The 23057-nt window shown below is 66.3% G+C and carries 24 protein-coding genes; 4 read left to right on the top strand and 20 right to left on the bottom strand.

What is annotated here, in order from left to right; genetic code table 11:
- Positions 1 to 423: 423 nt before the first annotated feature.
- On the top strand, positions 424 to 2325 hold the full coding sequence (gene abc-f, locus LWW96_RS19665) for a ribosomal protection-like ABC-F family protein (RefSeq protein WP_291489551.1): 1902 nt from the start codon (positions 424 to 426) through the stop codon (positions 2323 to 2325).
- A 51-nt stretch (positions 2326 to 2376) separates the two neighbouring features.
- Here the strand turns inward: abc-f and LWW96_RS19660 are convergent, their stop codons facing one another.
- The 7 genes from LWW96_RS19660 to LWW96_RS19630 all read right to left on the bottom strand — a co-directional run bounded on the left by LWW96_RS19660 (position 2377) and on the right by LWW96_RS19630 (position 8896).
- Positions 2377 to 3480 carry a chemotaxis response regulator protein-glutamate methylesterase gene (locus LWW96_RS19660; protein ID WP_291489550.1) on the bottom strand — a complete coding sequence of 368 codons (1104 nt, stop codon included), beginning with the start codon at positions 3478 to 3480 and terminating at the stop codon, positions 2377 to 2379.
- 24 nt (positions 3481 to 3504) lie between these two features.
- Entirely contained in the window at positions 3505 to 4254 is a 750-nt protein-coding gene (gene cheD, locus LWW96_RS19655; protein ID WP_291489549.1) for a chemoreceptor glutamine deamidase CheD, read from the bottom strand.
- 27 nt (positions 4255 to 4281) lie between these two features.
- A complete protein-coding gene (locus tag LWW96_RS19650) occupies positions 4282 to 5127 on the bottom strand; it encodes a CheR family methyltransferase (protein ID WP_291489553.1) in 846 nt (281 codons plus the stop codon).
- 166 nt (positions 5128 to 5293) lie between these two features.
- Positions 5294 to 5782: a chemotaxis protein CheW gene (locus LWW96_RS19645; protein WP_291489548.1), complete on the bottom strand. Its 489-nt coding sequence runs from the start codon at positions 5780 to 5782 to the stop codon at positions 5294 to 5296.
- A 63-nt stretch (positions 5783 to 5845) separates the two neighbouring features.
- Positions 5846 to 7999 (bottom strand): chemotaxis protein CheW, encoded by a 2154-nt coding sequence (locus LWW96_RS19640; RefSeq protein ID WP_291489547.1) that lies wholly within the window; start codon positions 7997 to 7999, stop codon positions 5846 to 5848.
- Between the two features lie 39 nt (positions 8000 to 8038).
- Positions 8039 to 8401, bottom strand: a complete 363-nt coding sequence (locus LWW96_RS19635; RefSeq protein WP_291489546.1) for a response regulator — start codon at positions 8399 to 8401, stop codon at positions 8039 to 8041.
- Between the two features lie 48 nt (positions 8402 to 8449).
- Entirely contained in the window at positions 8450 to 8896 is a 447-nt protein-coding gene (locus LWW96_RS19630; protein ID WP_291489545.1) for a hypothetical protein, read from the bottom strand.
- A gap of 194 nt (positions 8897 to 9090) precedes the next feature.
- On the opposite strand from LWW96_RS19630, the gene LWW96_RS19625 reads away from it, so the two are divergent.
- Both LWW96_RS19625 and LWW96_RS19620 read left to right on the top strand, forming a co-directional pair.
- Positions 9091 to 10203, top strand: coding sequence for an ATP-binding protein (locus LWW96_RS19625; RefSeq protein WP_291489552.1), 1113 nt, complete (start codon positions 9091 to 9093; stop codon positions 10201 to 10203).
- Positions 10200 to 10829, top strand: a complete 630-nt coding sequence (locus LWW96_RS19620) for a response regulator transcription factor (RefSeq protein ID WP_291489544.1) — start codon at positions 10200 to 10202, stop codon at positions 10827 to 10829. The genes LWW96_RS19625 and LWW96_RS19620 overlap by 4 nt, the downstream gene beginning before the upstream one ends.
- Before the next feature lie 6 nt (positions 10830 to 10835).
- Here LWW96_RS19620 and fliR read toward each other — a convergent pair whose 3' ends face one another.
- The 13 genes from fliR to fliF form a co-directional block, all read right to left on the bottom strand.
- Positions 10836 to 11606 carry a flagellar biosynthetic protein FliR gene (gene fliR, locus LWW96_RS19615; protein WP_291489543.1) on the bottom strand — a complete coding sequence of 257 codons (771 nt, stop codon included), beginning with the start codon at positions 11604 to 11606 and terminating at the stop codon, positions 10836 to 10838.
- 47 nt (positions 11607 to 11653) lie between these two features.
- Positions 11654 to 11923, bottom strand: a complete 270-nt coding sequence (gene fliQ, locus LWW96_RS19610; RefSeq protein WP_291489542.1) for a flagellar biosynthesis protein FliQ — start codon at positions 11921 to 11923, stop codon at positions 11654 to 11656.
- Between the two features lie 11 nt (positions 11924 to 11934).
- Positions 11935 to 12705, bottom strand: a complete 771-nt coding sequence (fliP, locus tag LWW96_RS19605; RefSeq protein ID WP_291489541.1) for a flagellar type III secretion system pore protein FliP — start codon at positions 12703 to 12705, stop codon at positions 11935 to 11937.
- Positions 12698 to 13075, bottom strand: a complete 378-nt coding sequence (locus tag LWW96_RS19600) for a flagellar biosynthetic protein FliO (protein ID WP_291489540.1) — start codon at positions 13073 to 13075, stop codon at positions 12698 to 12700. Before LWW96_RS19600 ends, fliP begins: the two co-directional genes overlap by 8 nt.
- A gap of 7 nt (positions 13076 to 13082) precedes the next feature.
- On the bottom strand, positions 13083 to 13520 hold the full coding sequence (gene fliN / locus LWW96_RS19595) for a flagellar motor switch protein FliN (RefSeq protein WP_291489539.1): 438 nt from the start codon (positions 13518 to 13520) through the stop codon (positions 13083 to 13085).
- Entirely contained in the window at positions 13510 to 14514 is a 1005-nt protein-coding gene (fliM, locus tag LWW96_RS19590) for a flagellar motor switch protein FliM (protein ID WP_291489538.1), read from the bottom strand. The genes fliN and fliM overlap by 11 nt, the downstream gene beginning before the upstream one ends.
- A gap of 18 nt (positions 14515 to 14532) precedes the next feature.
- Positions 14533 to 15111, bottom strand: coding sequence for a flagellar basal body-associated FliL family protein (locus LWW96_RS19585; RefSeq protein ID WP_291489537.1), 579 nt, complete (start codon positions 15109 to 15111; stop codon positions 14533 to 14535).
- A 257-nt stretch (positions 15112 to 15368) separates the two neighbouring features.
- Positions 15369 to 16745, bottom strand: a complete 1377-nt coding sequence (locus tag LWW96_RS19580) for a flagellar hook-length control protein FliK (RefSeq protein WP_291489536.1) — start codon at positions 16743 to 16745, stop codon at positions 15369 to 15371.
- A gap of 5 nt (positions 16746 to 16750) precedes the next feature.
- Positions 16751 to 17215: a flagellar export protein FliJ gene (fliJ, locus tag LWW96_RS19575; protein WP_291489535.1), complete on the bottom strand. Its 465-nt coding sequence runs from the start codon at positions 17213 to 17215 to the stop codon at positions 16751 to 16753.
- 35 nt (positions 17216 to 17250) lie between these two features.
- A complete protein-coding gene (fliI, locus tag LWW96_RS19570; protein ID WP_291489534.1) occupies positions 17251 to 18645 on the bottom strand; it encodes a flagellar protein export ATPase FliI in 1395 nt (464 codons plus the stop codon).
- Positions 18635 to 19360: a FliH/SctL family protein gene (locus LWW96_RS19565; RefSeq protein WP_291489533.1), complete on the bottom strand. Its 726-nt coding sequence runs from the start codon at positions 19358 to 19360 to the stop codon at positions 18635 to 18637. The genes fliI and LWW96_RS19565 overlap by 11 nt, the downstream gene beginning before the upstream one ends.
- On the bottom strand, positions 19344 to 20339 hold the full coding sequence (gene fliG, locus LWW96_RS19560; RefSeq protein ID WP_291489532.1) for a flagellar motor switch protein FliG: 996 nt from the start codon (positions 20337 to 20339) through the stop codon (positions 19344 to 19346). The genes LWW96_RS19565 and fliG overlap by 17 nt, the downstream gene beginning before the upstream one ends.
- A gap of 27 nt (positions 20340 to 20366) precedes the next feature.
- Positions 20367 to 22070, bottom strand: coding sequence for a flagellar basal-body MS-ring/collar protein FliF (fliF, locus tag LWW96_RS19555; RefSeq protein WP_291489531.1), 1704 nt, complete (start codon positions 22068 to 22070; stop codon positions 20367 to 20369).
- Positions 22071 to 22245: 175 nt separating this feature from the next.
- Here fliF and fliE point away from each other — a divergent pair, with 175 nt between their 5' ends.
- A complete protein-coding gene (gene fliE, locus LWW96_RS19550; RefSeq protein ID WP_291489530.1) occupies positions 22246 to 22563 on the top strand; it encodes a flagellar hook-basal body complex protein FliE in 318 nt (105 codons plus the stop codon).
- Positions 22564 to 23057 lie beyond the last annotated feature (494 nt).

Below are 23057 nucleotides of genomic sequence, written 5' to 3'. Positions count from 1 at the left end.
AAGAACCGTCAAACTTTTTGAAAACTTTTTTGTTTTCATCACCCACCAGATTCAGCACTTTGAAGCACCACCTCCGATCAGCTAAGCCTTGAATTATATACCGGTTTTTACGCCGCTTGCAACCCAAGACCAAACTTTTTTTCTCTTCCCTCGCAGCATCCGGTCCCGAAGGAACTGGGCAGCGCGGGTAGCGAAGCCCTCTACTATAACACTGGTTGGGGGGGCTGAGGAAAAGTTTTCTCAATTTTTTGACCGCAGGGCCCCTCGGCGTCCCTAGCTACACGCACAGGACTGCAAGCAAGGGAGTGCGGACGTCAGGCGCCCTTCCCCGCCGCACCGCCCACGGTGGCGGTACCGCACCTGCGCGACAACGTTCCCGCGGACAGGGCCATCTGTCCGCCCTCCACCGATAATTCCAAGGCTATGGCTCTTATTACTCTACTGAACGCGCAGCTTGCCTTTGGGCATGTCGCCCTGCTGGACCACACTGCCTTTGCCCTGGAGCCTGCAGAGCGGGTCGGGCTGATCGGCCGTAACGGCGCAGGCAAGTCGTCTTTGCTCAAAATTTTGGGCGGCTTGGCGAAGCCGGACGATGGGACCCTTCATGTGCAGCAAGGCATCCGCATCGCCTTTGTGGCCCAGGAGCCATCGCTGGACCCAGCGGCCACGGTGTTCAAGGCCGCGTCGGAAGGACTGCAGCGCGCCATCCACTTGCGCGACCAGTATCTGGCCGGAGCCGAGGGCGTCGACCTGGATGCCCTGCAGTCGGAGATCGAGGCTTACGACGCGTGGAATTGGGAGCAGCGGGTGGCGGAGACCCTGCAGCGCCTTCACCTGGACCCCGAAGCGGTGGTGGGAACGCTCTCCGGCGGAACCAAGAAACGGGTGGCGCTGGCCCAGGCACTGGTGGCCCGCCCCGACGTGCTGTTGCTGGACGAGCCGACCAACCACCTGGACCTGGACTCGATCGAGTGGCTGGAAGACCTGCTCCTCGACTTTCCCGGCAGCGTGGTCACGGTGACCCATGACCGCTCCTTCCTGGACCGGGTCGCCACGCGCATCGTCGAACTGGACCGCGGGCAGCTGCGGTCTTTTCCCGGCAATTTCGCGCAGTACGTGACACAGAAGGAAGAGCAACTGGCGCAGGAGGCGGTCGTTGCGGCCAAGGCCGACAAGCTCCTGGCGCAGGAGGAAGTGTGGATACGCCGCGGCGTGGAGGCCCGGCGCACCCGCAGCCAGAGCCGCATTGCCCGCCTGGAGGTTTTGCGCCAGCGCCGCGAGGCGCGCCGGGAGGCCGTCGGAAGCGTCCGCATGGAAGTGGCCACGGGCGCCTCGGGCAACTACCAGGGCAAGATCGTGGCCGAGCTGACGGGGGTGGGCAAGTCCTTCGGGGACCGGTGCATCGTCCGCAACTTCACGGGGACGGTGCTGCGCGGGGACAAGGTGGGGCTGATCGGACCCAACGGTGCCGGCAAGACGACGCTCCTGAAGATGATTCTGGGGGAACTGGCGCCCGACACCGGCACGATCCGCCAGGGGGCCAATCTGCAAGTGGCGTACTTTGACCAGATGCGCCAGGCGATCAACCTGGACGCAACCCTGGAAGATTTCATCAGCCCCGGCAGCGAATGGATCGAGATCGGCACCCAGCGCAAGCACGTCAAGAGCTACCTGAGCGACTTCCTTTTTTCCCCGGCGCGGGCGCACTCGCCGGTCCGCTCGCTCTCCGGCGGGGAGCGCAACAGGCTCTTGCTCGCCCGGCTGTTTGCCCGTCCCGCCAATGTGCTGGTGCTGGACGAGCCCACGAACGATCTGGACATCGACACCCTGGATCTGCTGGAAGAACTGTTGGGAGCCTATGAGGGCACGGTCTTCCTGGTCAGCCATGACCGCACCTTTCTGGACAACGTCGTCACCAGCACCATCGCCTTCGAGGGCGATGGCCTGTGGCGCGAGTACGAAGGCGGCGTGCGCGACTGGCTGGCGCAATCGCAGCGCAGCCGCGCGCTGCTCGGCGGCGCCGCCCCAGCGACCAAGAAGAATGCAGAGGAAAAAATCAGTGAAAATGCGCCCCAGGGCGCATCCAGCAAGCGCGAGCAGCTATCAAAAAGGAAGCTGAGCTACAAGGAGCAGCGGGAGCTGGACCAGCTCCCGGCGCAGATCGCCGCGCTGGAGGCGGAGCAACAGACACTGCAGGACGCACTGTCCGACGGCAGCCTCTACGGCACGGACCCCGCCCGGGCAGCCACGATGGCCGCGCGTGTCAGCGCGATTGAGGACGAGTTGATGGTGGCACTGGAGCGCTGGACCGCGCTTTCTGCATAGTCCGCCACGCACCACCCCTGCGGGCCGCGGTGCGCAGGCGGCAGGGCAGCGTCAGATGCGGTGGTGAAGCCGGTCCGTGGTGCCCCGCAGGCGGGCCACCAACGCCGGCGCGATCTGCCCCAGCGGCAGCACCTCGTCTGCGGCACCGTGCGCAATCGCCTCGCGCGGCATGCCGAAGACAATGCAGGTGGCCTCGTCCTGCACATAGTTGTAGCTGCCCGCGTCCTTCATTTCGCGCATGGCGGCCGCGCCGTCGTTGCCCATGCCCGTGAGCATGATGGCAAATGCATTGCGGCCCACCACGGCGGCCGCGGACTTGAACAGAACCTCTACCGAAGGCTTGTGCCGGTTCACCGGCGGGCCATCGTCCACCACGGCCACGTAGTTCGCGCCGCTGCGCGCGAGGTGAAACTGCGTACCGCCCGGGGCAATGTAGGCATGGCCCGGCAGAATGCGCTCGCCGTTCACGGCTTCCTTCACCGTGATCTGGCAGAGGCCATTCAGGCGCGCGGCGAAACTGGTCGTGAAACCGGCCGGCATGTGCTGGGTGATGACGATGGCGGGGGAATCGGCGGGCATTTGCACCAGCACCTCCTTGATCGCCTCCGTGCCGCCCGTCGAGGCGCCGATGCAGATCACCTTCTCGGTGGACAGGCGTCCCAGCAGCGCCGACGCGGGCGGCGGTGCCGTGCCCACGGTGGCACCGGCCCCGGGTGCTGCCGCGTCGCGCGCGGGCGGCGCCCGGCGCACGTGGGCCACCGCCGCCACGCGGATCTTGTCCACGATCTGCGACGCCAGTTCATTGAGGCCGCTGGCCAACCCCACGCGCGGCTTGGCCACGAAATCGACAGCGCCCAGCTCCAGCGCCCGCATGGTTACTTCAGCGCCCCGCTCCGTCAGTGTGGAAATCATGACCACGGGCATGGGGCGCAGGCGCATCAGGCGCCCGAGGAAGTCGATGCCGTCCATGCGCGGCATTTCCACATCGAGGGTAATGACATCGGGATTGAGCTCGCGGATCATCTCGCGGGCCACCAAAGGGTCATTGGCCGTCCCGATGCACTCCATGTCGCGCTGCCGGTTGATGATCTCGGACAGCAGACTGCGGACCAATGCCGAATCGTCCACCACGATCACCCGGATTTTGCTGCTCATTCACTCGCGCCTTTTCTTCTCTACTTAAAACAGGTCGACAGAACCGCCCGAGGTGGCCTTGGCCACGACAGCGGCATTGCCCCGCACTTCCTGGGCCGCCAGCGCCTCGGGATGGGCGTGGGCCAGCCGCTTGACCATGGCCTTGCCGGTCACGGGAAAGAACACCACCTTGCGCGGGTAGATGTCCAGCACGTCCTCGGAGACGATGGGGATGCGCTCCGTGTGCAGGTAGTTCAGGACAAAGTTGGTGTTGCGCTCGCCCACGTTCATGGTGGTGAAGTTGTGCATGACCTGCGCACCGCCAAAAATCTTGGCTTGCATGGTTTCGCGCCGCGCACCCAGCTTGAGCATTTCGTTGATGAGCAATTCCATCGCATACGAGCCATAGCGCCCCGAGGCGTCGGCCACGTCGCCATCGGGCAGCATGAAGTGATTCATGCCGCCCACCAGCGCGCGGCTGTCCCACAGGCAGGCAGCGATGCAGGAGCCCAGCACGGTCATGATGATCATGTTCTCGTCGGCAACGAAATACTCGCCCGGCAGAACCTTGACCGCGTTGTGCTGGAAATGGTGGTCCAGATAGAAAAACGAGGCCTCCCCGGGCTTGCGGCTGCGCGCCTTGAGTTCCGGCAGCGACGATTCCCGCACGGTTCTTGCACCCCCGGCATAGACATCCGCGCTCAAGGGCGCAATACGGGGCGCACGGCGCCGCTCCGGCACGCCGGGCATTGCCACCGGTGCAGAGGATGGAGATCCAGTAGGGAGTGTGGTCATGGTGCTAGGTGCGCAACAGCCAGCAGATCATCGGCGCTCGTACACCGTTTTTCCGCGCAGCGTGAACAGGTCTCTGGATTCGCTGAAATTCTCGGCATGCCCGACAAACAGCATGCCGCCAGGCTTGAGAACGCGGTGGATGCGCTCCAGCACACGCCGCTGCGTGGGAGCGTCAAAGTAAATCATCACGTTGCGGCAAAAGACCACATCGAAAGGCTCTTTGAAAGGCCAGTCGTCACGGATGAGGTTGACGCTCATGAAGTCAATCATCCGGCGCAGCTCCGGCTTGGCGCGCACCATCCCGATGTTGGAGCCTTTTCCGCGGAGGAAGAACTTTTGCAGGCGCTCGGGGCTGAGACCCTTGAGGCTGTCGAGCCGGTACACGCCCTGGGCGGCCGTGGCCAGCACGCGGGAATCGATGTCGCTGGCCACGAGCTTGAATGACGCATGGCCCCCCAGGGCCTCCAGCGCCGTGATGACAATGGAATAGGGTTCCTCGCCCGTGGAGGCGGCATTGCACCAGACCCGCCAGTTGGCGCCAGGCTTGCTCCGCAGGTGCGAGGCCAGGATCTCGAAATGGTGCTGCTCGCGAAAGAAGGCGGTGAGGTTGGTGGTGAGCGCATTGATGAACTCCTGCCACTCCGGGCCATCGTGCGTCTCCAGCCAGCCCAGGTAGTCATGGAAGCTGCTGTGCCCGGTCTCCCGCAGCCTGCGCGACAAGCGGCTGTACACCATGGCGTGCTTGCCGTCGTGCAGGCTGATGCCGGCACGCTGGTAGATGAGCGCCTGCACCCGTGCAAAGTCCGCATTGGTCCAGACGAACTCGCGGCCCTGCGCGAGCGGCCCCGCAGGGGGGGCTGCCGAGGCAGTCATGGAGTCCAGCCGGCCGCTGGAGGCGCGGGCTGTCGAGGGGGCGCTGGGGGATGGGGCCATGGTGATCGTCCGACGGAAATCCTGTTCGCTCCTGAAGAAGATCTGCAAGCCACGCCTGTCCTGGTGCCGGCGGCAGCCGAGCCACCGCCAAGGCGAAGACGAGGGCCTAATCGTTGGCCGTCACGAGCCCCATGTCCACACTGGACATGAGCTTCTCAATGTCCAGCAGGATCAGCATGCGCTCCCCCACCGAGCCGAGCCCCAGGATGCAGCTGTTGTCGATGGCACTTTCAATATCGGGGGCCGAACGGATGCTGTCGGGCGTGAGCTCCATCACATCGCTCACGGAGTCCACTACGATGCCCACCACGCGGCTGCGCAGGTTCAGGATGATGACCACCGTGAAGCTGTTGTAGTCCGCCTGCGCGCAGTTGAACTTCAGGCGCATGTCCACGATGGGAACGATCGTGCCGCGAAGATTCACCACGCCCTTGATGAAAGCCGGCGCATTGGCGATACGGGTGGGCGGCTCGTAGCCCCGGATCTCCTGCACCTTCAGGATGTCGATCCCGTACTCTTCCTGGTCGAGACGAAAGGTCAGGTACTCGCGGGCGCCCGTGGACACCGCCTCTGAAGTCTTAGCCATCACACTCATCGTGCGTTCTCCTTGCATGACGGCGGCGCGCCCCCAGCGGGTGCGGCCGCACAGTTCCTTCTTTTAGTGGCGGGCGCGGCGCACCAGGGCGCCGGTGTCCAGGATCAGGGCCACGGTGCCGTCGCCCAGAATCGTGGCGCCCGACACATTGGGGACCTTGCGGTAGTTCGACTCCAGGTTCTTCACCACGACCTGGTGCTGGCCCAGCAGTTCGTCCACCAGCAGGGCCACGCGGCTGCCGTCGGCCTCCACCACCACCATGATGTTGCTGGACTTGTTGAGGTCAAACCGCGGCACCTGGAAAATCTTCTCCAACGCGATGACCGGCATGTATTCGTCGCGGACCTTCACCAGCTGCGACCCCTGCGCCACCGTGCTCACGTCATCGGCATTGACCTGGAACGACTCCACCACGGAAGACAGCGGCAGGATGTAGACCTCGTCGCCCACGCCCACCGACATCCCGTCCATGATGGCCAGCGTCAGCGGCAGGCGCACCGAAACCCGCATGCCATAGCCTTCGGCGGAATCGATCTCGACGGAGCCGTTGAGCGCCGCGATGTTCCGTTTGACCACGTCCATCCCCACGCCGCGGCCGGACACGTCGGTGACCTCTTCGGCCGTGGAAAAGCCCGGCGCAAAGATCAGCTGCCAGACGTCCGAATCGCTCATCTGGTCCGAGACGTCGAGGCCGCGCTCCCGCGCCTTGCCCAGAATCTTCTCCCGCGACAGGCCGCGGCCGTCGTCACGCACTTCGATCACGATCGATCCCCCCTGGTGGGACGCCGACAGCGTGATCGTGCCGTGCTCCGGCTTGCCCTTGGCAAGGCGGTCTGCCGGCATCTCGATGCCGTGGTCACAGCTGTTGCGCACGAGGTGGGTCAGCGGGTCGGTGATCTTCTCGACCAGGCCCTTGTCCAGCTCGGTGGCTTCGCCCAGCGTCACCAGATCCACCTTCTTGCCCAGCTTGTTGGCCAGATCGCGCAGCATGCGTGGGAACCGGCTGAAGACGATGGACATCGGGATCATGCGGATCGACATGACCGATTCCTGAAGATCGCGCGTGTTGCGGTCCAGGTCCGCCAGGCCGGCAAGCAGCTGCTGGTACGCCCCCGAATCCAGCCCCCGGCTGTTCTGGGCCAGCATGGCCTGGGTGATGACGAGTTCACCCACCAGATTGATCAGCTGGTCCACCTTCTTGACGTCCACACGGATGGTGGTGGACTCCATCTGCGCCTGGATGGCCGCCTTGGGCTCGCCCGCCTTGACCGCGACGGCGGTAGCGGCGGGCTTGGGAGCCGGCACGGACGCCGGCACCGCCGGGGCCACCTCCGCATGCGGCGCACCTGGCGCCTCGTGGAAGAAGCCGTAGGCCTCGCCGGAATCCGCCTGGGCGGCGGCCGCGTCTGCGGACTCAGCCGCCTGCGACGCACCGGCAGCGGTCGCCGTGTCGCGGATCTGCACCTGCTCCTTGGCCACATGGAACGCAAAGAGGTCCAGCAGATCGTCATCGGTGGACGTGGTTTCCACTGCAAACAGGCGGGTGTTGGGCTGGGCACATTCCAGGTCGCTGATGGTGCCCAGACCCGGGATGTCGCGGAACAGTTCCTTGAGGGCATCCGCCTGGGCCACGCGCTCCAGCGGCCCCACCTGGATCTGGAGCTGGCGCTTCTGGCCCGGCACGGCAGGCGCGGCCGGAGCTGGCGTGGCGGGCGCAGCGGCCTGCACCACAGGCGCAGGGGCCGGAGCGACGGCGGGCGGCGGCGCCACCGGCGCAGATGCGTCGGGCACCAGCCCGGCTGCAAGATCGCTGATGCGCCGAACCAGCGACGCGGTGGACACGGCCTCGCCCTGCCCGCCCGCCTGGTGGCGCGCCAGGAGACTGCGGGAGGCGTCCGCCGACTCCAGCAGCACGTCCACCATCTGGGGGATGGGCTGCAGCTCGTGGCGGCGCAGGCGGTCCAGCAGGGATTCCATCTGGTGGGTCAGCTCCGCCACGTCGGAGAACCCGAAGGTGGCCGACCCGCCCTTGATGGAATGGGCGCACCGGAAGATGCCGTTGAGCTCTTCGTCATTGGCGGCGCTCAGATCCAGATCGAGCAGCATCTGCTCCATCTGGTCCAGGTTCTCGCCGGCTTCCTCGAAAAAGATCTGATAAAACTGGCTCAGATCGAAGTCGGCGCCCGCGCCCGATCCTTCTTGGTAGGTTTCCGCCATATGGGCTCCTGTGTACGTGGTGTCCCCGGACCGTCCGGCTCAGCGGATCACTTTCTGAATAACCTCAATGAGACGATTGGGATCAAAAGGCTTGACCAGCCAACCTGTCGCGCCCGCGGAGCGACCTGCCTGTTTCATCTGATCGCTGGATTCGGTCGTCAGGATCAGGATGGGAATCGTCTTGAACTTGGGGTTCTCGCGCAGCTTGCGGGTGAGTCCGATGCCGTCGAGTCGGGGCATGTTCTGGTCCGCCAGCACAAGATGAATGTCGTGGCTTTCGGCCTTCTCCAGCGCGTCCTGTCCGTCGACCGCCTCCACCACGTTGTAGCCGGCACCGGTCAGAGTGAACGACACCATTTTTCGCATAGAAGGTGAATCATCTACGGCAAGGATCGATTGCATGTAAGGCTCCAACTGGCTGAATATATAAATTTACCGGCGGTGTGAAGGTCAGAACAGGTCCACAGAACCCGCGTCCATTTCGCTTTGCGTCACAGGGTTGGGGCGGTCGGGCGCCATCTCCGCAAACGGTGCAGCCTCCTCGCCTTCCTCATGGCCCATGGCTTCCGATGCCAGGCGAAACGCGCACCCTTGAAGCACTTTGGTCGTATGGAAGATCAACTGGGAGGCCATGTCCTGGAATTGCAGTTCCGTCACGGCACTGCGCAACGCCGCCCGCGCGGCCAGAAGCTCTGGCGAATCGCCCACCACGGCATCCGTGAGCAAGGCATTGGCTTCGCCAAAACGCTCCAGCAGGTTGTCCGTGGCGTGGTTGAGCAACCCTTCCAGCCGGTGCAGGTCGTGCATGACCACCAACAAGGAGTCCTGCAGTTCCGCCGCCACCATGACGGGAACCTGGACTGCAGGTCCTCCAGAGGTCGTTAGCGTAGATTGCATCGTCTCTCCATCGCAGCACGTAGCAGCAAAGCACGCAAAAAGCACGGAAACTCGGCACCGGCCGCGGGTCGAAATGGCGCGCGCACTGTGGCGTCAACACACCCTCAACCCAGCCTCAAATGCCACCGCTGAAACAATTCCCCCAGGACAAGCCCCCAAGTTTGTTCCAATTTGTATCCTATGATAGCGCCCCTATGGTCCCCATGGCATCAGACCGGGCTCTCAGCGTCCTGCATCTTGAAGATTCATTGGCAGATCATGAATTGGCTGTATTGACGTTGCGGCGCTCGGGCAGGGTGTGCCAATTCCTCCAGGTGGACTCGCTCCCCGAGTTCCAGCGGCTCACCGACAGCCAGCCCTTCGACGTCATCCTTGCAGACTACCGGCTGCCGGGCTTCACCGCGCTGGATGCCTGGGCACATGTGGCGCAAAAGCCGCACCACCCCCCGTTCATCCTGCTTTCGGGCGCCATTGGCGAGGCCGCTGCCGTGGATGCCATGCGGCTGGGGATCGCGGACTACCTCCTGAAAGACGATCTCCCGCGGTTGCCCCATGTGATCGCGCGGGCGCTGGAGGTCCACGAGGCGCGCCAGGCCCGCGAACAGGCTGTTGCCCAGCTGGAGGCGTCCGAGCGCCAACTGGCCAACCTGACGGAGCACCTGCAGACCTCGATCGAACAAGAGCGTGCCGCCATTGCGCGGGAGATTCACGACGACATCGGCGGGGCGCTGACGGCAGTCCGCTTTGACGTGGCGTGGATCGGACGCCACAGCACCGATCCCCAGATGCAGGAGCATGCCGCCTCGGCCGCAGAAATGCTGCATCACGCCATCGGCGCGAGCCAGCGCATCATGATGAACCTGCGCCCGCCGGTGCTGGAGCAAGGATTGGTGGCGGCCATCCAATGGCTCGCCGCAGGCTTTGAGCGCCGCTCGGGCACCCCCGCGCGGGTGGTCAGCAGCAGCGAAACCATCCACGCGGCGGCCGATGTCCAGTTGGCGGCGTACCGCACCGCGCAGGAGGCCCTCACCAACATCAGCAAATACGCCCAGGCCCGCGCGGTCCACATCGACCTGTCCGACAAGGAAGAGGTGTTGACCCTGGAAATAACAGACGACGGTGTGGGTATCGACCCGGCCCTGCTGAACAAACCCAAGGCTTTTGGATTGAAGGGCCTGCGCGAGCGCGCCCGCACGGTGGGAGGATGGCTGGACATCAGCAGCCGGCCCGGCCACGGCACATCCGTCATCCTGTCCGTGCCGCTAACATCCGCCTCGTCACCACCAGCCCAAGGAGATGCGCAGTGATTCATGTGGTCCTGTGCGATGACCACGCCGTCCTGCGGCGCGGCATACGCGACACGTTGGCCGAAGCACCCGACATCCGGGTGACCGGCGAGGCAGGTGGTTATGCCGAGCTGCGGGACGTGCTGCGCTCGGCCCCCTGCGACGTGCTGCTCCTGGACCTGAACATGCCGGGCCGCAGCGGGCTGGAGGTGCTCACCAGCCTGCGCGAAACCCATTCCGCCATCAAGGTGCTGGTGGTCTCCATGTACCCGGAGGACCAATATGCCCTGCGGTGCCTGAAAGCCGGGGCGCAGGGGTATGCCAACAAGGCGGGCGACCCCGTGGAGCTGATTTCCGCGGTGCGCACCGTCATGCAGGGCCGCAAGTACCTGACGGCCGAAGTCGCCCAGATGCTCGCCGACAGCCTGGCGCAGCCCACGCCGGAGGCTCCGCACGCCGCCTTGTCGGAGCGCGAGCTGCAGACCCTGGTCAAGATTGCGTCGGGCCGCCGGCTCTCCGACATCGCGGAGGAACTGATGCTCAGCCCGAAGACCGTGAGCGTCTACCGCTCGCGGGTGCTGGAGAAGCTCAAGCTCTCCAACAACGCGGAACTCACGGTGTACGCCATCCGCAATCAGCTGGTCTGAACCGCCCTACCGCTGCGCCGCAAACAGATCGACGGCCTGCTGCATCAAGGCCAGCACCGGCTGCTCCAGCAGCGGCAGCGTGGCCACGATGCCCAGCATCCCGACCGTCAGCGTTACCGGGAAGCCCACGGCATAGATGTTCATTTGCGGCGCCACGCGGGAAATGATGCCCAGCGTGAGGTTGACGAACAGCAGCAGCGCGATCATGGGCAGGGCGATCCACAGGGCGCTGGAAAAGAGCGACGCGCCCAGCTCGTGCAGTCGCATCTGCCCGAGGGCCTGCAGAAAGTTCCCGTCCACCGGGAAGCGGTCGAAACTCTTGACCACCGCCATCAGAATCAGCAAGTGCCCATTGATGACCACAAAGAGCAGGATGGACATGTGCCCGAAAAAGCGCGCGACGGCACTGATCTGGGCGTTGGACGAGGGGTCGAAGAAGGACGCGAAATTGAGTCCCATCTGCAAGCCGATGATTTCTCCCGCCAGTTCCACGGCAGCGAAGACGAGCCGGGCCGCGAACCCGATGGCCAGGCCCACCGCCACCTGCTGCGCCACCGCCCCAAGGGCGGCACGGTCGTTCACGCTGATGACAGGCTGGTCGCCCAGGACCGCCTGCGCGCACACGGCCACGAGAAACGCCAGCCCGATCTTCACGCGCATGGGAACCACGCGCATGGAAAACACCGGGGCGACCGAAAAAACGGCCAGCACGCGCAGAAAGGGCCACAGGACGGGCGAAAGCCACGCCATCAGCTGGGCTTCGGAGAACGTGATCACGTCCGCCCCCGCAACCGGCCAGCGCCTCCTACGACCGAACCCATGCGCTAGCCCACCATGGACGGGATGGACTCGATCGTGCGGCGCAGAAAGTCCACCAGGGTGCTGAGCATCCACGGGCCCGCGATGGCGAACACCACCATGGCCGCAATGAGCTTGGGCACAAAAGCCAGCGTGGCCTCGTGAATCTGCGTCACGGCTTGGAAAATGCTGACCAGCAGCCCCACTGCCATGACCACGGCCAGCACGGGCATGGAAATCATCAACAGCAGGGTGAGGGCGTCGCGCCCGATGGTGAGAACCACTTGGGGAGTCACAAAGCCATCCTTCAGGTGACAAAACTGGCCGCCAGCGAGCCAATCAGCAGATTCCAGCCGTCCGCCAAAACGAACAGCATCAGTTTGAACGGCAGCGCCACCAGCACGGGGGACAGCATCATCATCCCCAGCGACATGAGAATGCTCGACACGACCATGTCGATCACCAGGAACGGGATGAAGATCATGAAGCCGATCTGGAAGGCCGACTTCAGCTCGCTGGTGACAAAGGCCGGCACCAGCACCCGCAGCGGCGCCGTTTCGGCCGTCACCGAGGTGTCCAGTTTCGCCAGGCGGGAAAACAGGGCGAAATCGGACTGTCGTGTCTGCTTGAGCATGAAGCTGCGCATGGGGGCCTCGGCCTTTTCCAGCGCCTGCTCAAAGCTGATGGTGTTCTTGGTGTAGGGAAGATAGGCGTCCTGGTACACGCGGTCCAGGGTCGGGCCCATGACGAACAGGGTCAAGAACATCGACAAGCCGATGATGACCTGGTTGGGCGGGGCCGACTGCGTCCCCAGCGCCTGGCGCAGCAGTGACAGGACGATGACGATACGCGTGAAGCCGGTCATCATCAGCAGCACGGCCGGCAGGAACGACAGCGCGGTGAAGAACAGCAGCGTCTGGATGGGCACGGAGTAGCTGTTGCCCGACGGGCCGCTGCCCACCACCAACGGCAGTGCGCCCGCCGAGGCCTGTGCAAAGGCGGTGCCGTGCGACGCCAGCGCGGCGGCGGCCAGCGCCCCGGGCAGCAGCCAGCGGCGAACCGTGGACACCTCAGCCATGGGATGCCGTCCCCGCAGCGCTTGCCACAGACGCCGCAGATGCCGCGGATGCCATTTCTTGCGCAAAAGAAGGGCTGGCTGCTCGGGCTGCGGGCGCCGGCTGCGCCCCCCCGCCCACCGGCAGCACATGCAGGCAGCTGACCTGCTGGGCCGTGACGCCCAGCACCAGCCAGGTCCGGGCATGCTCCGGGCCAACCTCCACCGTCACCACGCGCTGGTGGGGCCCCACGGCCACGGCCGACAGCACCTTGGAGGCAGCCACCGCCGCCGTGCCGCCTGCCGCGTGGCGCTGCTGCATCCGCCGGACCAGCCACGGCAGCAACGCCATGGCACCGACGAAGAGCACGACCACCACCAGGGTCGAGGTCATGTTGCCGCTATCCACGGCTGACCCGCCGCAAGCGCTCCGAAGGCGTCACCACGTCGGTGAGGCGGATACCGAACTTGTCGTTCACCACCACCACCTCGCCCTGCGCGATGAGGTAGCCATTGACCAGCACGTCCATGGGCTCGCCCGCGAGAGCGTCAAGCTCCACCACCGAGCCCTGCGCGAGCTGGAGGATGTACTTGATGGGCACCTTGGTGCGGCCCAGCTCCACCGACAACTGGACGGGAATGTCCAGCACCATGTTGATGTCGTTGACCGGCGCATCGCTGCCACCCGGCAAGGGACGCACCGGTTCGCCGGACAACGGTCCGCCCTGTTCGGCGTCCCCGGGCTTTTCGTCGGTGCGCTTTTGCTCTTCCAGCGCCTCGGCCCAGCCCGCAAACGGATCCTCCGCGGCGGCGTCCTTGTTTTCGTCTTCAGTTGACATCTTTCTCTCCCAACCAGCTCATGTCCGAGCTGCGCAGGCATTCTTCAATGCGAATGGCGTACCGGGAATTGTGGGTTCCGTACTGGCATTCAAAAATGGGAACCCCGCCGATCGACGCGCGAATGCGGGGCTCCCGGTCCAACTCGATGAAATCGCCCGGCTTCATGGCCAGCAACTGCTCCACCGTGGCGTCGGCGCGGGCCAGCTCGGCCACCAGCGTCACCTCGGCCGCCTGGATTTCCCGCGTCAGCACCCGCACCCAGCGGCGGTCCACCTCGATCGAGTCCCCTTGCGTGGACGAGTACAGCACGTCGCGGATCGGCTCCAGCGTGGCATAGGGCATGCACACGTGGATCGCTCCCGACAGGTCGCCGATCTCCAGCTGAAAGGCGGTGGACACCACGATCTCGCTGGGGGTGGCGATGTTGGCAAACTGCGGCTGCATCTCCGAGCGCTGGTACTCCAGCTCCAGGGGGTAGATGCCCTGCCAAGCCTTCTTGTATTCGGCACAGATCACATCGACCAGGCGGTTGATGACGCGTTGCTCCGTGGGGGAGAAGTCGCGGCCTTCGATGCGGGTCTGGAACTTGCCGACACCGCCGTACAGCGTGTCGATGATGCCGAACACCAGCGAAGGCTCGCAAACGATCAGCCCGCTGCCCCGCAGGGGCCGGATGGCCACGATGTTGAAGTTGGTGGGAACCGCCAGCTCCCGCAGGAACGCGCTGTACCGCTGCACCGACACCGTGCCCACCGATATTTCGGGGCTGCGGCGGATGAAGTTGAACAGCCCGATGCGGAAATTGCGCGCAAACCGCTCGTTGACGATTTCCATCGTCGGCATGCGGCCGCGAACGATGCGCTCCTGGCTGGAAATGTCGTACGTGCGGACCGATCCCGCCTCGGCAACTTCCTCTACCTGCTTCTGGCTCTCTCCGGTGACGCCTTCCAGAAGGGCATCAACTTCTTCCTGCGAAAGAAATGAATCACTCATGACAGGTCCTTGCCAGGGTCACTGGATGATGAAGCTGGAGAAAAGCACCCGCCGCACCGGGTTGCGCTCCACCCGCCGGCGTGGCCGCTCTTCTGGGTCCTCTTCCTTGTCGGCGGCGGCGGCGCGTGCGCGCTCGCGCTCCGTGGGCACGGAAAAGCCCAGGGGCCGGGACACTTCCCGCAGGATGTCGGTGGCCAGCTTCTCCTTGCCCTCGCGCTGCAGGAGTTCGCTGGAGGTGCGCTGCGAAATCAGCATGAGGATGCCGCTGCGGATGGCGGGCAGGTACTGCTTGACCTGCTCCGCGGTCTTGGCGTCGTCCAGCTCCAGGGTGATGCCCACCTGGGCGAAGCGATCTCCTCCCGGGTCCGCCAGGTTCACCACCATGTTTTCCAAGGGCAAGAACGTCGGGGCGACCTTCGGCGCTTCCTTGTGCGCAGGGGCCGCGTCCCCCTCTTCATCGCCGGCGTGGGAGCGGCTCATCAGGAACCACGCTGCCGCCCCGCCGCCGATCACGAGCACGGCCACCACCCCCAGAATGATGATGAGCATCTTCTTGCTCTTGGCCGGGGCTGCTGCTGCGGGGGTATTTGCTGACACGGTGCGGGTTCCTTGGAATAGGAGGTGGCAAGCTGCGCCCGCGCAGTCCATGAGCGAGCAATGCCGATGGCCCATTATTGGGCGGGGGAGCAACCAATAATAGCCAGAATAAAAGCCCAAAACCATGGCATTCGCCGGGCTACGCCGGCAGGCCCGCGTCTTGCGGAAGGGGCATTGCCGGCACCTTGTCCCTTCGGCTCGGCCAGCGGCCCCAGCCAGCGCAGAGCGCTGCTGCGCCCCCGGCGCGTGCGGCCCGGTTAGACGAAGATGTCGACGGCCCGGTCCGGCGCGCCGCCCCGCGACAGCGGTGCCGTACCGGCCGGCGCCGATGCCGCCACGCGGGCCTGCCGTGCCCCGTCACGGGCGTCCTGCCCTCCGGCCTGGCCCCCCGCGTTGTCGCGGTAGCCTGCCGACGTGCCCACCGACATGCCGGACAGCACCAGCCCTTCGCCACGCAGCAGTTCGCTCAACTGCGCCATGCTCCGGTCCAGCACCTCGCGTGTGTGCGCCTGGTCGCTGCGGAACGACACATGGGCCTCGTTGCCCGACAGCGTGACCGAGACCTCCACCGGCTGTCCGTCCGAGTTGAGCGTGAGTTCCGCATTCTGGGTTTTCTGGTTGACCCAGTACGCCACCTGTTCGGCAACCTGGTCCTCGGCGCCGAGTTGCGAGGGATCGGCAAAGGACGACGCACCGTCCACGGACCCGGGCTCCGTCGGCGCGGGGCCTGCCGCGGCAGCGTCCAGCCACGCCCCGCCCTCCGCCCGGTCGCCGCCACGGTGGTGGCCGCCCGCAGCGCTCTCGCCACCGTCCGCTGCACCCAGCGTAGCCGCCAGACCTTCCTGCAGCGGCGCCGCCAGGGCGGTTCCGGCCGCAGGTTCCGCCGCGCGGCCGCCCGCTCGGTCCTGCGGCCCGGCGGCCACTCCGGCCGCCGCGGCAGATTCGGCCGCCGCATGCAGCGCCGAAAGCAACGGCCCCTGGAGACCCTGCGCCGCCGTGGCAGCGCCTCCCGCAGCCTGGAGGCGCCCGGCCGCGGTGTCCGGCATGTCCTGCTTGCCACCCTGGGGGCCTTGCCAGCGGAAGGACGGACGGCCATGCGCCGCGCCGCCGGTCAGCGCAATGCCATCCTTGCGGTCCGGAGCACCATCCAGCATCGCTGTTTCCGCCACCATGCCCAGGTTCGCCTCCGCCCCCGCGGCCAGGCCGGCAGCGGCGGCGCCCCCGGGGCCGGACAGCCCCTGCGCGCCAGGCAAGCCTGCCGCGGAGCCGATACCGGTGACCCCGCCGGCTGCGCTGCCGGGAGCGGCACGGCCAGCTGCGGCGTCCTGCCCGGCCGCCGCGGCCGGCACCAGCAGGCCTTGCCAGGCCGCCAGTACGGAAGCATCTGCGGCGCCATTGGGAAGCGTCCCGTCTGCCGGGGCGTCCGCGGCCCCTGCAGGGGTGTCCAGCAGGTCCGCGCCGGCCGCAGCGGCATCACCCAGTGCCGCCAGCAACGCCAGGAACCCGCCGGCGCCCGGGGCCACGGCTTCGCCCACGTTGCCCGCATGGCCTGCGGCGGTCGAGGCCGTGTTCCGGGGCCGCACGGCCTGTGTGGACGAAGCGCCCTGGGACGACGAAATTTTGGTGGGTTCCATGGTGTTTACTCCGTGACCGATGCGCCCAGGGCTGGGCCGCGGTACTGCAGCGCCGCGCGCTCGTCGGTCTGTTTCTGATCTCGCCGCATGCCTGCCAGCTCGAGGTCCCGGCGCCGCTTGTCGATGACTTTTTGCAGGCTGGCCAACCGCAGCTCCGCTTCCAGCAACGCGCGGCGAGCGTTCTCCACGCGGGTTGCGTGGTCTTCCACCACACTGCCCTGGATGCCTGCCGCGTGGCCGAGCCGGTCCATGAACTGGTAGTGGTGGTACATCACCTCCGGCTTGACCGTTGCGTCGGCTTTCATCCCCCAGCGGGCCTGGGTCTCGTTCGCATAGTCTTCCAGCTGGTGCAGCTGGGCGCGGGCCGCCTGCTGTGCTGCCAGCATGTCCTGCAGCACCTTGCGGGTCTCATCGCGCTTGCGGGAGGCCACTTCGACGGCGACGGAAAGTGCGTTGAGGCTGCTGGACATGGCGAGCTAGCGGGCTGTGGTCGGTCCGCGGCCGTTCACTGGCCCAGCACCGCGGCCATGTCGGCCACGCTGCCGTCCAGGGAGGACGCCTCGAACATGTCCTGCTGCAGGAAGGCCGCCATCTGCGGCTGCAGGCGGATGGCCTCGTCCAAGGCGGGGTCGGAACCGCTCATGTACGCCCCCACCTGCACGAGATCGCGGCTCTTCTGGTAGCGCGAATACACCGCCCGGAAGCGCCGGGCCAGGTCGAAGTGCCCCCGCGACACCACGTTGTGCATGACCCGGGAGGCCGACTGCTCGATGTCGATGGCCGGGAAGTGGCCGGTCTCCGCCAGCGCGCGGGACAGCACGATGTGACCGTCGAGAATCGCTCGCGCCGCGTCGGCAATGGGGTCCTGCTGGTCGTCGCCCTCGGACAGCACGGTGTAGAACGCCGTGATGGAACCCACCCCGTGCAGGCCGTTGCCGCTGCGCTCCACCAGCTGGGGCAGCTTCGCAAAGCACGACGGGGGATAGCCCTTGGTGGCGGGCGGCTCGCCAATGGCCAGCGCGATTTCGCGCTGCGCCATCGCGTAGCGGGTGAGGGAATCCATGAGCAGCAGCACGTGCTTGCCCTTGTCGCGGAAATGCTCGGCCACGGCCGTGGCGTAGGCAGCGCCCTGCATGCGCAGCAGCGGCGGCGCATCGGCCGGCGCGGCCACCACCACCGAGCGCGCGCGGCCCTCCTCGCCCAGGATGTCTTCGACGAACTCCTTGACCTCGCGGCCCCGTTCGCCGATGAGCCCCACCACGATGACATCCGCCCGCGTGTAGCGGGCCATCATGCCCAGCAGCACGCTCTTGCCCACGCCGGATCCAGCGAAGAGCCCAAGCCGCTGGCCGCGCCCCACCGTCAGCAATGCGTTGATGGCGCGCACGCCGGTGTCCAGCGATTCGCGCACGGGGTCGCGGTCCATGGCGTTGATCTGGCGCCGGCCCATGGGTTCGGACACCACGTCCTGCACGGGGCCCCCATGGTCCAGCGGCAGGCCCTGCGCATCCACCACGCGCCCCAGCAGCCCCTCGCCCATGGGCAGCCGCAGCACGCCGGCGCGCTGGATGGCCCGTGACGGCTCGCCCAGGCGGGGGATGGGAATGTAGGGCGCTGCCGGGACCACGCTGGCACCGCTGGACAGTCCATGGATGTCGCCCGCAGGCATCAGGAACGCCCGGTCCGCCGAGAAGCCGACCACCTCCGCCAGCACGGGCGCCTGGCCCGGCATCTGGACCATGCACTGCGAGCCCACCGGCACGCGGATGCCCACGGCCTCCAGCACCAGGCCGGTCAGCCGCGTGAGCGTGCCGCGCGTCTCCAGGGGCGTGCCTTCCGCCACGCGGGCGCGGGCGTCGTCCACCAGACGCGCCCAGGCTGCCGGGGTTTCAATCGCCATCGGCGTGCTCCGGCGCGTCCCACGGCGACTGCAGGCCCAGCGCCGCAATGGCCCGCTGCCAGCGCTTGTCGAGGCTGCCGTCCACCACGGTGCCGGCCGACTCGACCAGACACCCGCCGGGCGGCACGGCGGCGTCGGCCATCCATTGCACGCCGGGCGCGCCAGCGTCCTCGCGCAAGGGCTCGGCCAGGGCTTCCATGTCCGCAGGGTTCAGCCGCACCGTGGCGGGTCGCCCCTCGGACACCAGCATGCCCACGGCCTCGCGCACCACAGGCTGCAGCGCGTTGGGGTTGACCGACAGTTCCTGGCGCACCACCTGGCGCGCGATGTCGCACGCCAGCTCCAGCAACTGCTGGGCCATCTGCTGCTGCATGTCGATGAGGCTGGCATCCAGCGTCTGCATCACCTGCTGCAGGCGCTGGGCGGCCTCCTGGCCCTGCTGGGCCACATAGTCGTCCAGGCGCTGCTGCCATTCCAGCGCGGTCTGCGCCTGCCCCTGGGCAAAGCCCTGGGCATAGGCATCGTCACAGGCCTGCTGCAGCTCCGCCTGCCGGGCGGCCTCATCGATCTCCACGGGAATCTCGGCCACGGGCTCGGGTTCGGGCTCGACCAGGTCGGAGCCGTCCACCGCACCGAACTTCCACTGCGTGAAGTCCCCCAGCTCCTCGCTGGGGATGAAGCGCGTGTACGCGCGGTGGCTAGACGAAGGCATCATCACCACCACCACCGATCATGATCTGGCCCTCGTCGGCCAGGCGGCGCACCGTCTTGAGGATTTCCTTCTGCTGGGCCTCGACTTCGGACAGGCGCATCGGGCCGCGCGACTCCAGGTCTTCGCGCAGCGCTTCTGCGGCACGCGAGGACATGTTGGACAGGAACTTCTCGCGCAGTTCGGGCACGGCGCCCTTGAGCGCGACGATAAGGGTCTCGGAAGCCACTTCCTTGAGCACCGTCTGGATGGCCTTGTCGTCGAGCTTGAGCACGTCCTCGAACACGAACATCTTGTCCATGATCTTCTGCGCCAGGTCGGGGTCGTAGCTGCGGATGGACTCCAGCACCACGGCGTCCATGTTGCCGCCCAGCAGGTTGATGATCTCGGCGGCCGCCTTGACGCCGCCCAGGGAGCTCTTGCGGATCTTGTCGCCGCCCGCGAGCACCTTGAACAGCACTTCGTTCAGGTCCTTGAGGGCCGTGGGCTGGATGCCCTCGAGCGTGGCCACGCGCAGCAGGATCTCGCTGCGCTGGCGGTCGGACAGGTGCATCAGGATGCCGGAGGCCTGGTCCGAATCCAGATGCACCAGGATGGCGGCAACGATCTGGGGGTGCTCGTTGCGCAGCAATTCCGCCACCGACAGCGGGTCCATCCACTTGAGGCTTTCAATGCCCGAGACGTCGCCGCCCTGCAGGATGCGGTCGATGAGCAGCCCGGCCTTGTCGTCGCCCAGCGCACGCTTGAGCACGGCCCGCACGTAGTTGCCCGTGTCGGACACCAGCAGGCTCTGCGCCGCGGCGGCGTTGGAGAACTTGTTGATGACCTCGTCGACCTTGTCGCGGGAGACCGAGCGCATGCGCGCAATGGTCTCGCCCAGCTTCTGCACCTCCTTGGGCGAGAAATGCTTGAAGACCTCGGCCGCCTCCTCTTCGCCAAGGGACATCAGCATGATGGCCGCGTCGTTGAGTCCTTGCTCGTCCATGGTCGTTGTCGTCCTGCGTTGGGGGCCTCAGACCGGCTCGCCGTTCAGCCAGGTCTTCAGGATATTGGCGACGGCCATGGGGTTTTCCTTGGCCAGTACCCGCGCCTCTTCCAGGCGCAGCTGCTCCGGCGTGGCCGGCAGCACTTCGTTCTTGGCGCTGGGCGCGGGCAGCGCGGGCCGCTCGGGGGTCTCGGACTCCAGTGCGTCCAGCTGGCCGCCCGCCACCGGCGTGGCACGTGCCTTGGCGGCCTCGGGGCTGGCGCCCTTGAGGGCCGGACGCACCAGGCCCATCAGCACCAGGGCGGCAAACAGCACGGCACCCACCGGCCAGGCCAAGGTCTTGGCCAGGTCAATCATCTCCGGCTGCTTCCACAGCGGGATGTCCGTGGTCGGCGTGGCCTCCACCTGGAACGGCGTGTTCATGAGGTTGACGGAGTCGCCCCGGTCGCGGTTGAAGCCGATCGTCTCGCGCACCAGCGCCGTCATCTGTTCCAGCTGCTCGGGCGTGAGCGCCTTGGTCACCGTCTTGCCCTTGTCCTCCACCGACTGGTAGTTCACCACCACCGCGGCGCTGACCCGCTTGAGCGCGCCGCTGCCGCCGCGGGTCACGCGCACGGTCTTGTCGACCTCGTAGTTGGTGATGGATTCGCGCTTGCTGGGCGCCGTCTGGGCGCCTTGCGCCGGCTGGCCGGCGGCCGTCGGGGCCGGGTTGGCGCCGTTGATGGGGGCCGTGGCCGGTGCGGGCGGCTGGTTGGTGGTGGCACCCGGCACGCCCGTGGGCAGCGGGTTGCCCTGGGGGCCGGTGCTTTCCACGATCTGCTGGCTGCGGATGGCGCTGGCGTCGGTGGCCAGGTTGGGGCGGTGCTGCTCCGACGTGGACTCCGTCTGGCTGAAGTCCACCTCGGCCGTCACCTGCGCCTTGACGTTGTTGCGGCCCACCACCGGCTCCAGGATGTCCAGGATGCGCCGGGTGTACTGCTGCTCGATCTGCTGCACGTACAGCAGCTGCTGCGCATCCACGCCCGTGCCGGCGGCCGTGTCGGGCGACTGCGACAGCAGCTTGCCCGTGTCGTCCAGCACGCTCACGGCGGAAGGCGCCAGCTCGGGCACGCTGGACGCGACCAGGTGCACGATGCCCGCCAGTTGCGCGCGGTCCAGGATGCGGCCCGGGTGCAGGCTCACCAGCACCGAGGCCGAAGGCTTCTGCTGCTCACGGAAAAAACCGTTCTGGTTGGGCAGCGCCAGGTGCACGCGCGCACTTTGCACCGACGAGAGTGCCTGGATAGAGCGGGTGAGTTCGCCCTCCAGGCCGCGCTGGAAGTTCAGGCGCTCCTGGAACTGCGTCATGCCGAACTTGCTGGATTCCATCAGCTCGAAACCCGCCACGGAGCCCTTGGGCAGCCCCTGGGTGGCCAGGCGCAGCCGCACGTCGTGCACGCGGTCCGAAGGGATCAGGATGGCCCCGCCGCCGTCCGCATACTTGTAAGGCACATTCATCTGCGACAGCTGGGCCACGATGGCTCCGCCGTCCTTGTCGCTCAGGTTGGCAAACAGCACCCGGTAGTCGGGCTGGCGGCCCATGACGATGGCGGCGATGGCCACGGCCACCAGGAGCACAGCGCCCACACCCAGCCGCATGCGCTGCGCCCGGTCGAGGGCAGACAGCCGCTGCAGCCAGCTGGGAGCCGGGCTGGCAGGGGGAGTGAGAGGGACTTCAGCAACTGCAGACATCTTGCATTCCAGTAGGGCGGGCCCGGCAAACGGACCTCAGCGTGGGCTCGATTATTCGGGCAGGCCCTCAAAATGTTCGCTGAATAAGCCGCGCGTTTGGCCATCATTTCCGCAGGATGGGCCGGGGCGCCGTGGCTAGGATACGCAGCATACCGCCATTCCCCCGGATACAGCCATGGACCTTCGCATCTCAAGCTCGACCGCCCCGCTCACGGGCGCTGGCCTGGCGCGCCGTGCCGCGGCACCGCAAGCCGCGGGCGGCAACAACGAAGTGGGATTCTCCGGCGCCCTCAAGGGCGCGCTGCAGTCCGTGAGCGCCGCCCAGAACCGCGCGACCGACCTGCAGACCGAGGTGCAGATGGAAAACCCTTCCGTCAGCCTGGAGGAGACTATGGTGGCGATCCAGAAGGCCCAGATCGGGTTCCAGGCCACGCTGCACGTGCGCAACCGGATGGTGCAGGCCTATACGGACATCATGAACATGCAGGTGTAGCAGGGAGCCCCCCCTGGGGCGCTTCGCGCCTTCCCCCCGCTCTCGCATTGCTGCGCAATGCGGGCCGGGGGACGCAGCCCTCGCTGCGGGGCGACCCTTGCTGGGCTGCACTGGCCTGGCACGCGCCGGTATCGACGTCCAGTGGCGGTAGCAACTCCTAATTCTGTAGCTGCTGGCGCTTGATGGATGGGCGCTGGGGGCGTTTTTTGCCATCAATGGAGAAGCCGATTCCCCTGGAACAATCCCCCATCTATCCACAAACGCTATTATTTTTATAGCTTTTTGCGCTTGATAGATAAGCGCTAGAGCCCGATTTCACCCATAAAAAAGCCGACCTCCAAGGGTCGGCTTTGTTTTGGTTCTTCACGGATTAGCGGGGTAAGCCACCCCAGAGGCAAAAAAACAGCGGTGACATCTCAAGCAAGATGGTTGTGCGACCAATCATCAAACTTCAGAGCACCGCTGCATGCATAAGAATACAGGCTGGCTGGACC

It is taken from the genome of Acidovorax sp. (assembly GCF_021287135.1).
Taxonomy (GTDB): domain Bacteria; phylum Pseudomonadota; class Gammaproteobacteria; order Burkholderiales; family Burkholderiaceae_C; genus Acidovorax.
This window is presented reverse-complemented; position numbering and strand designations above follow the sequence as displayed.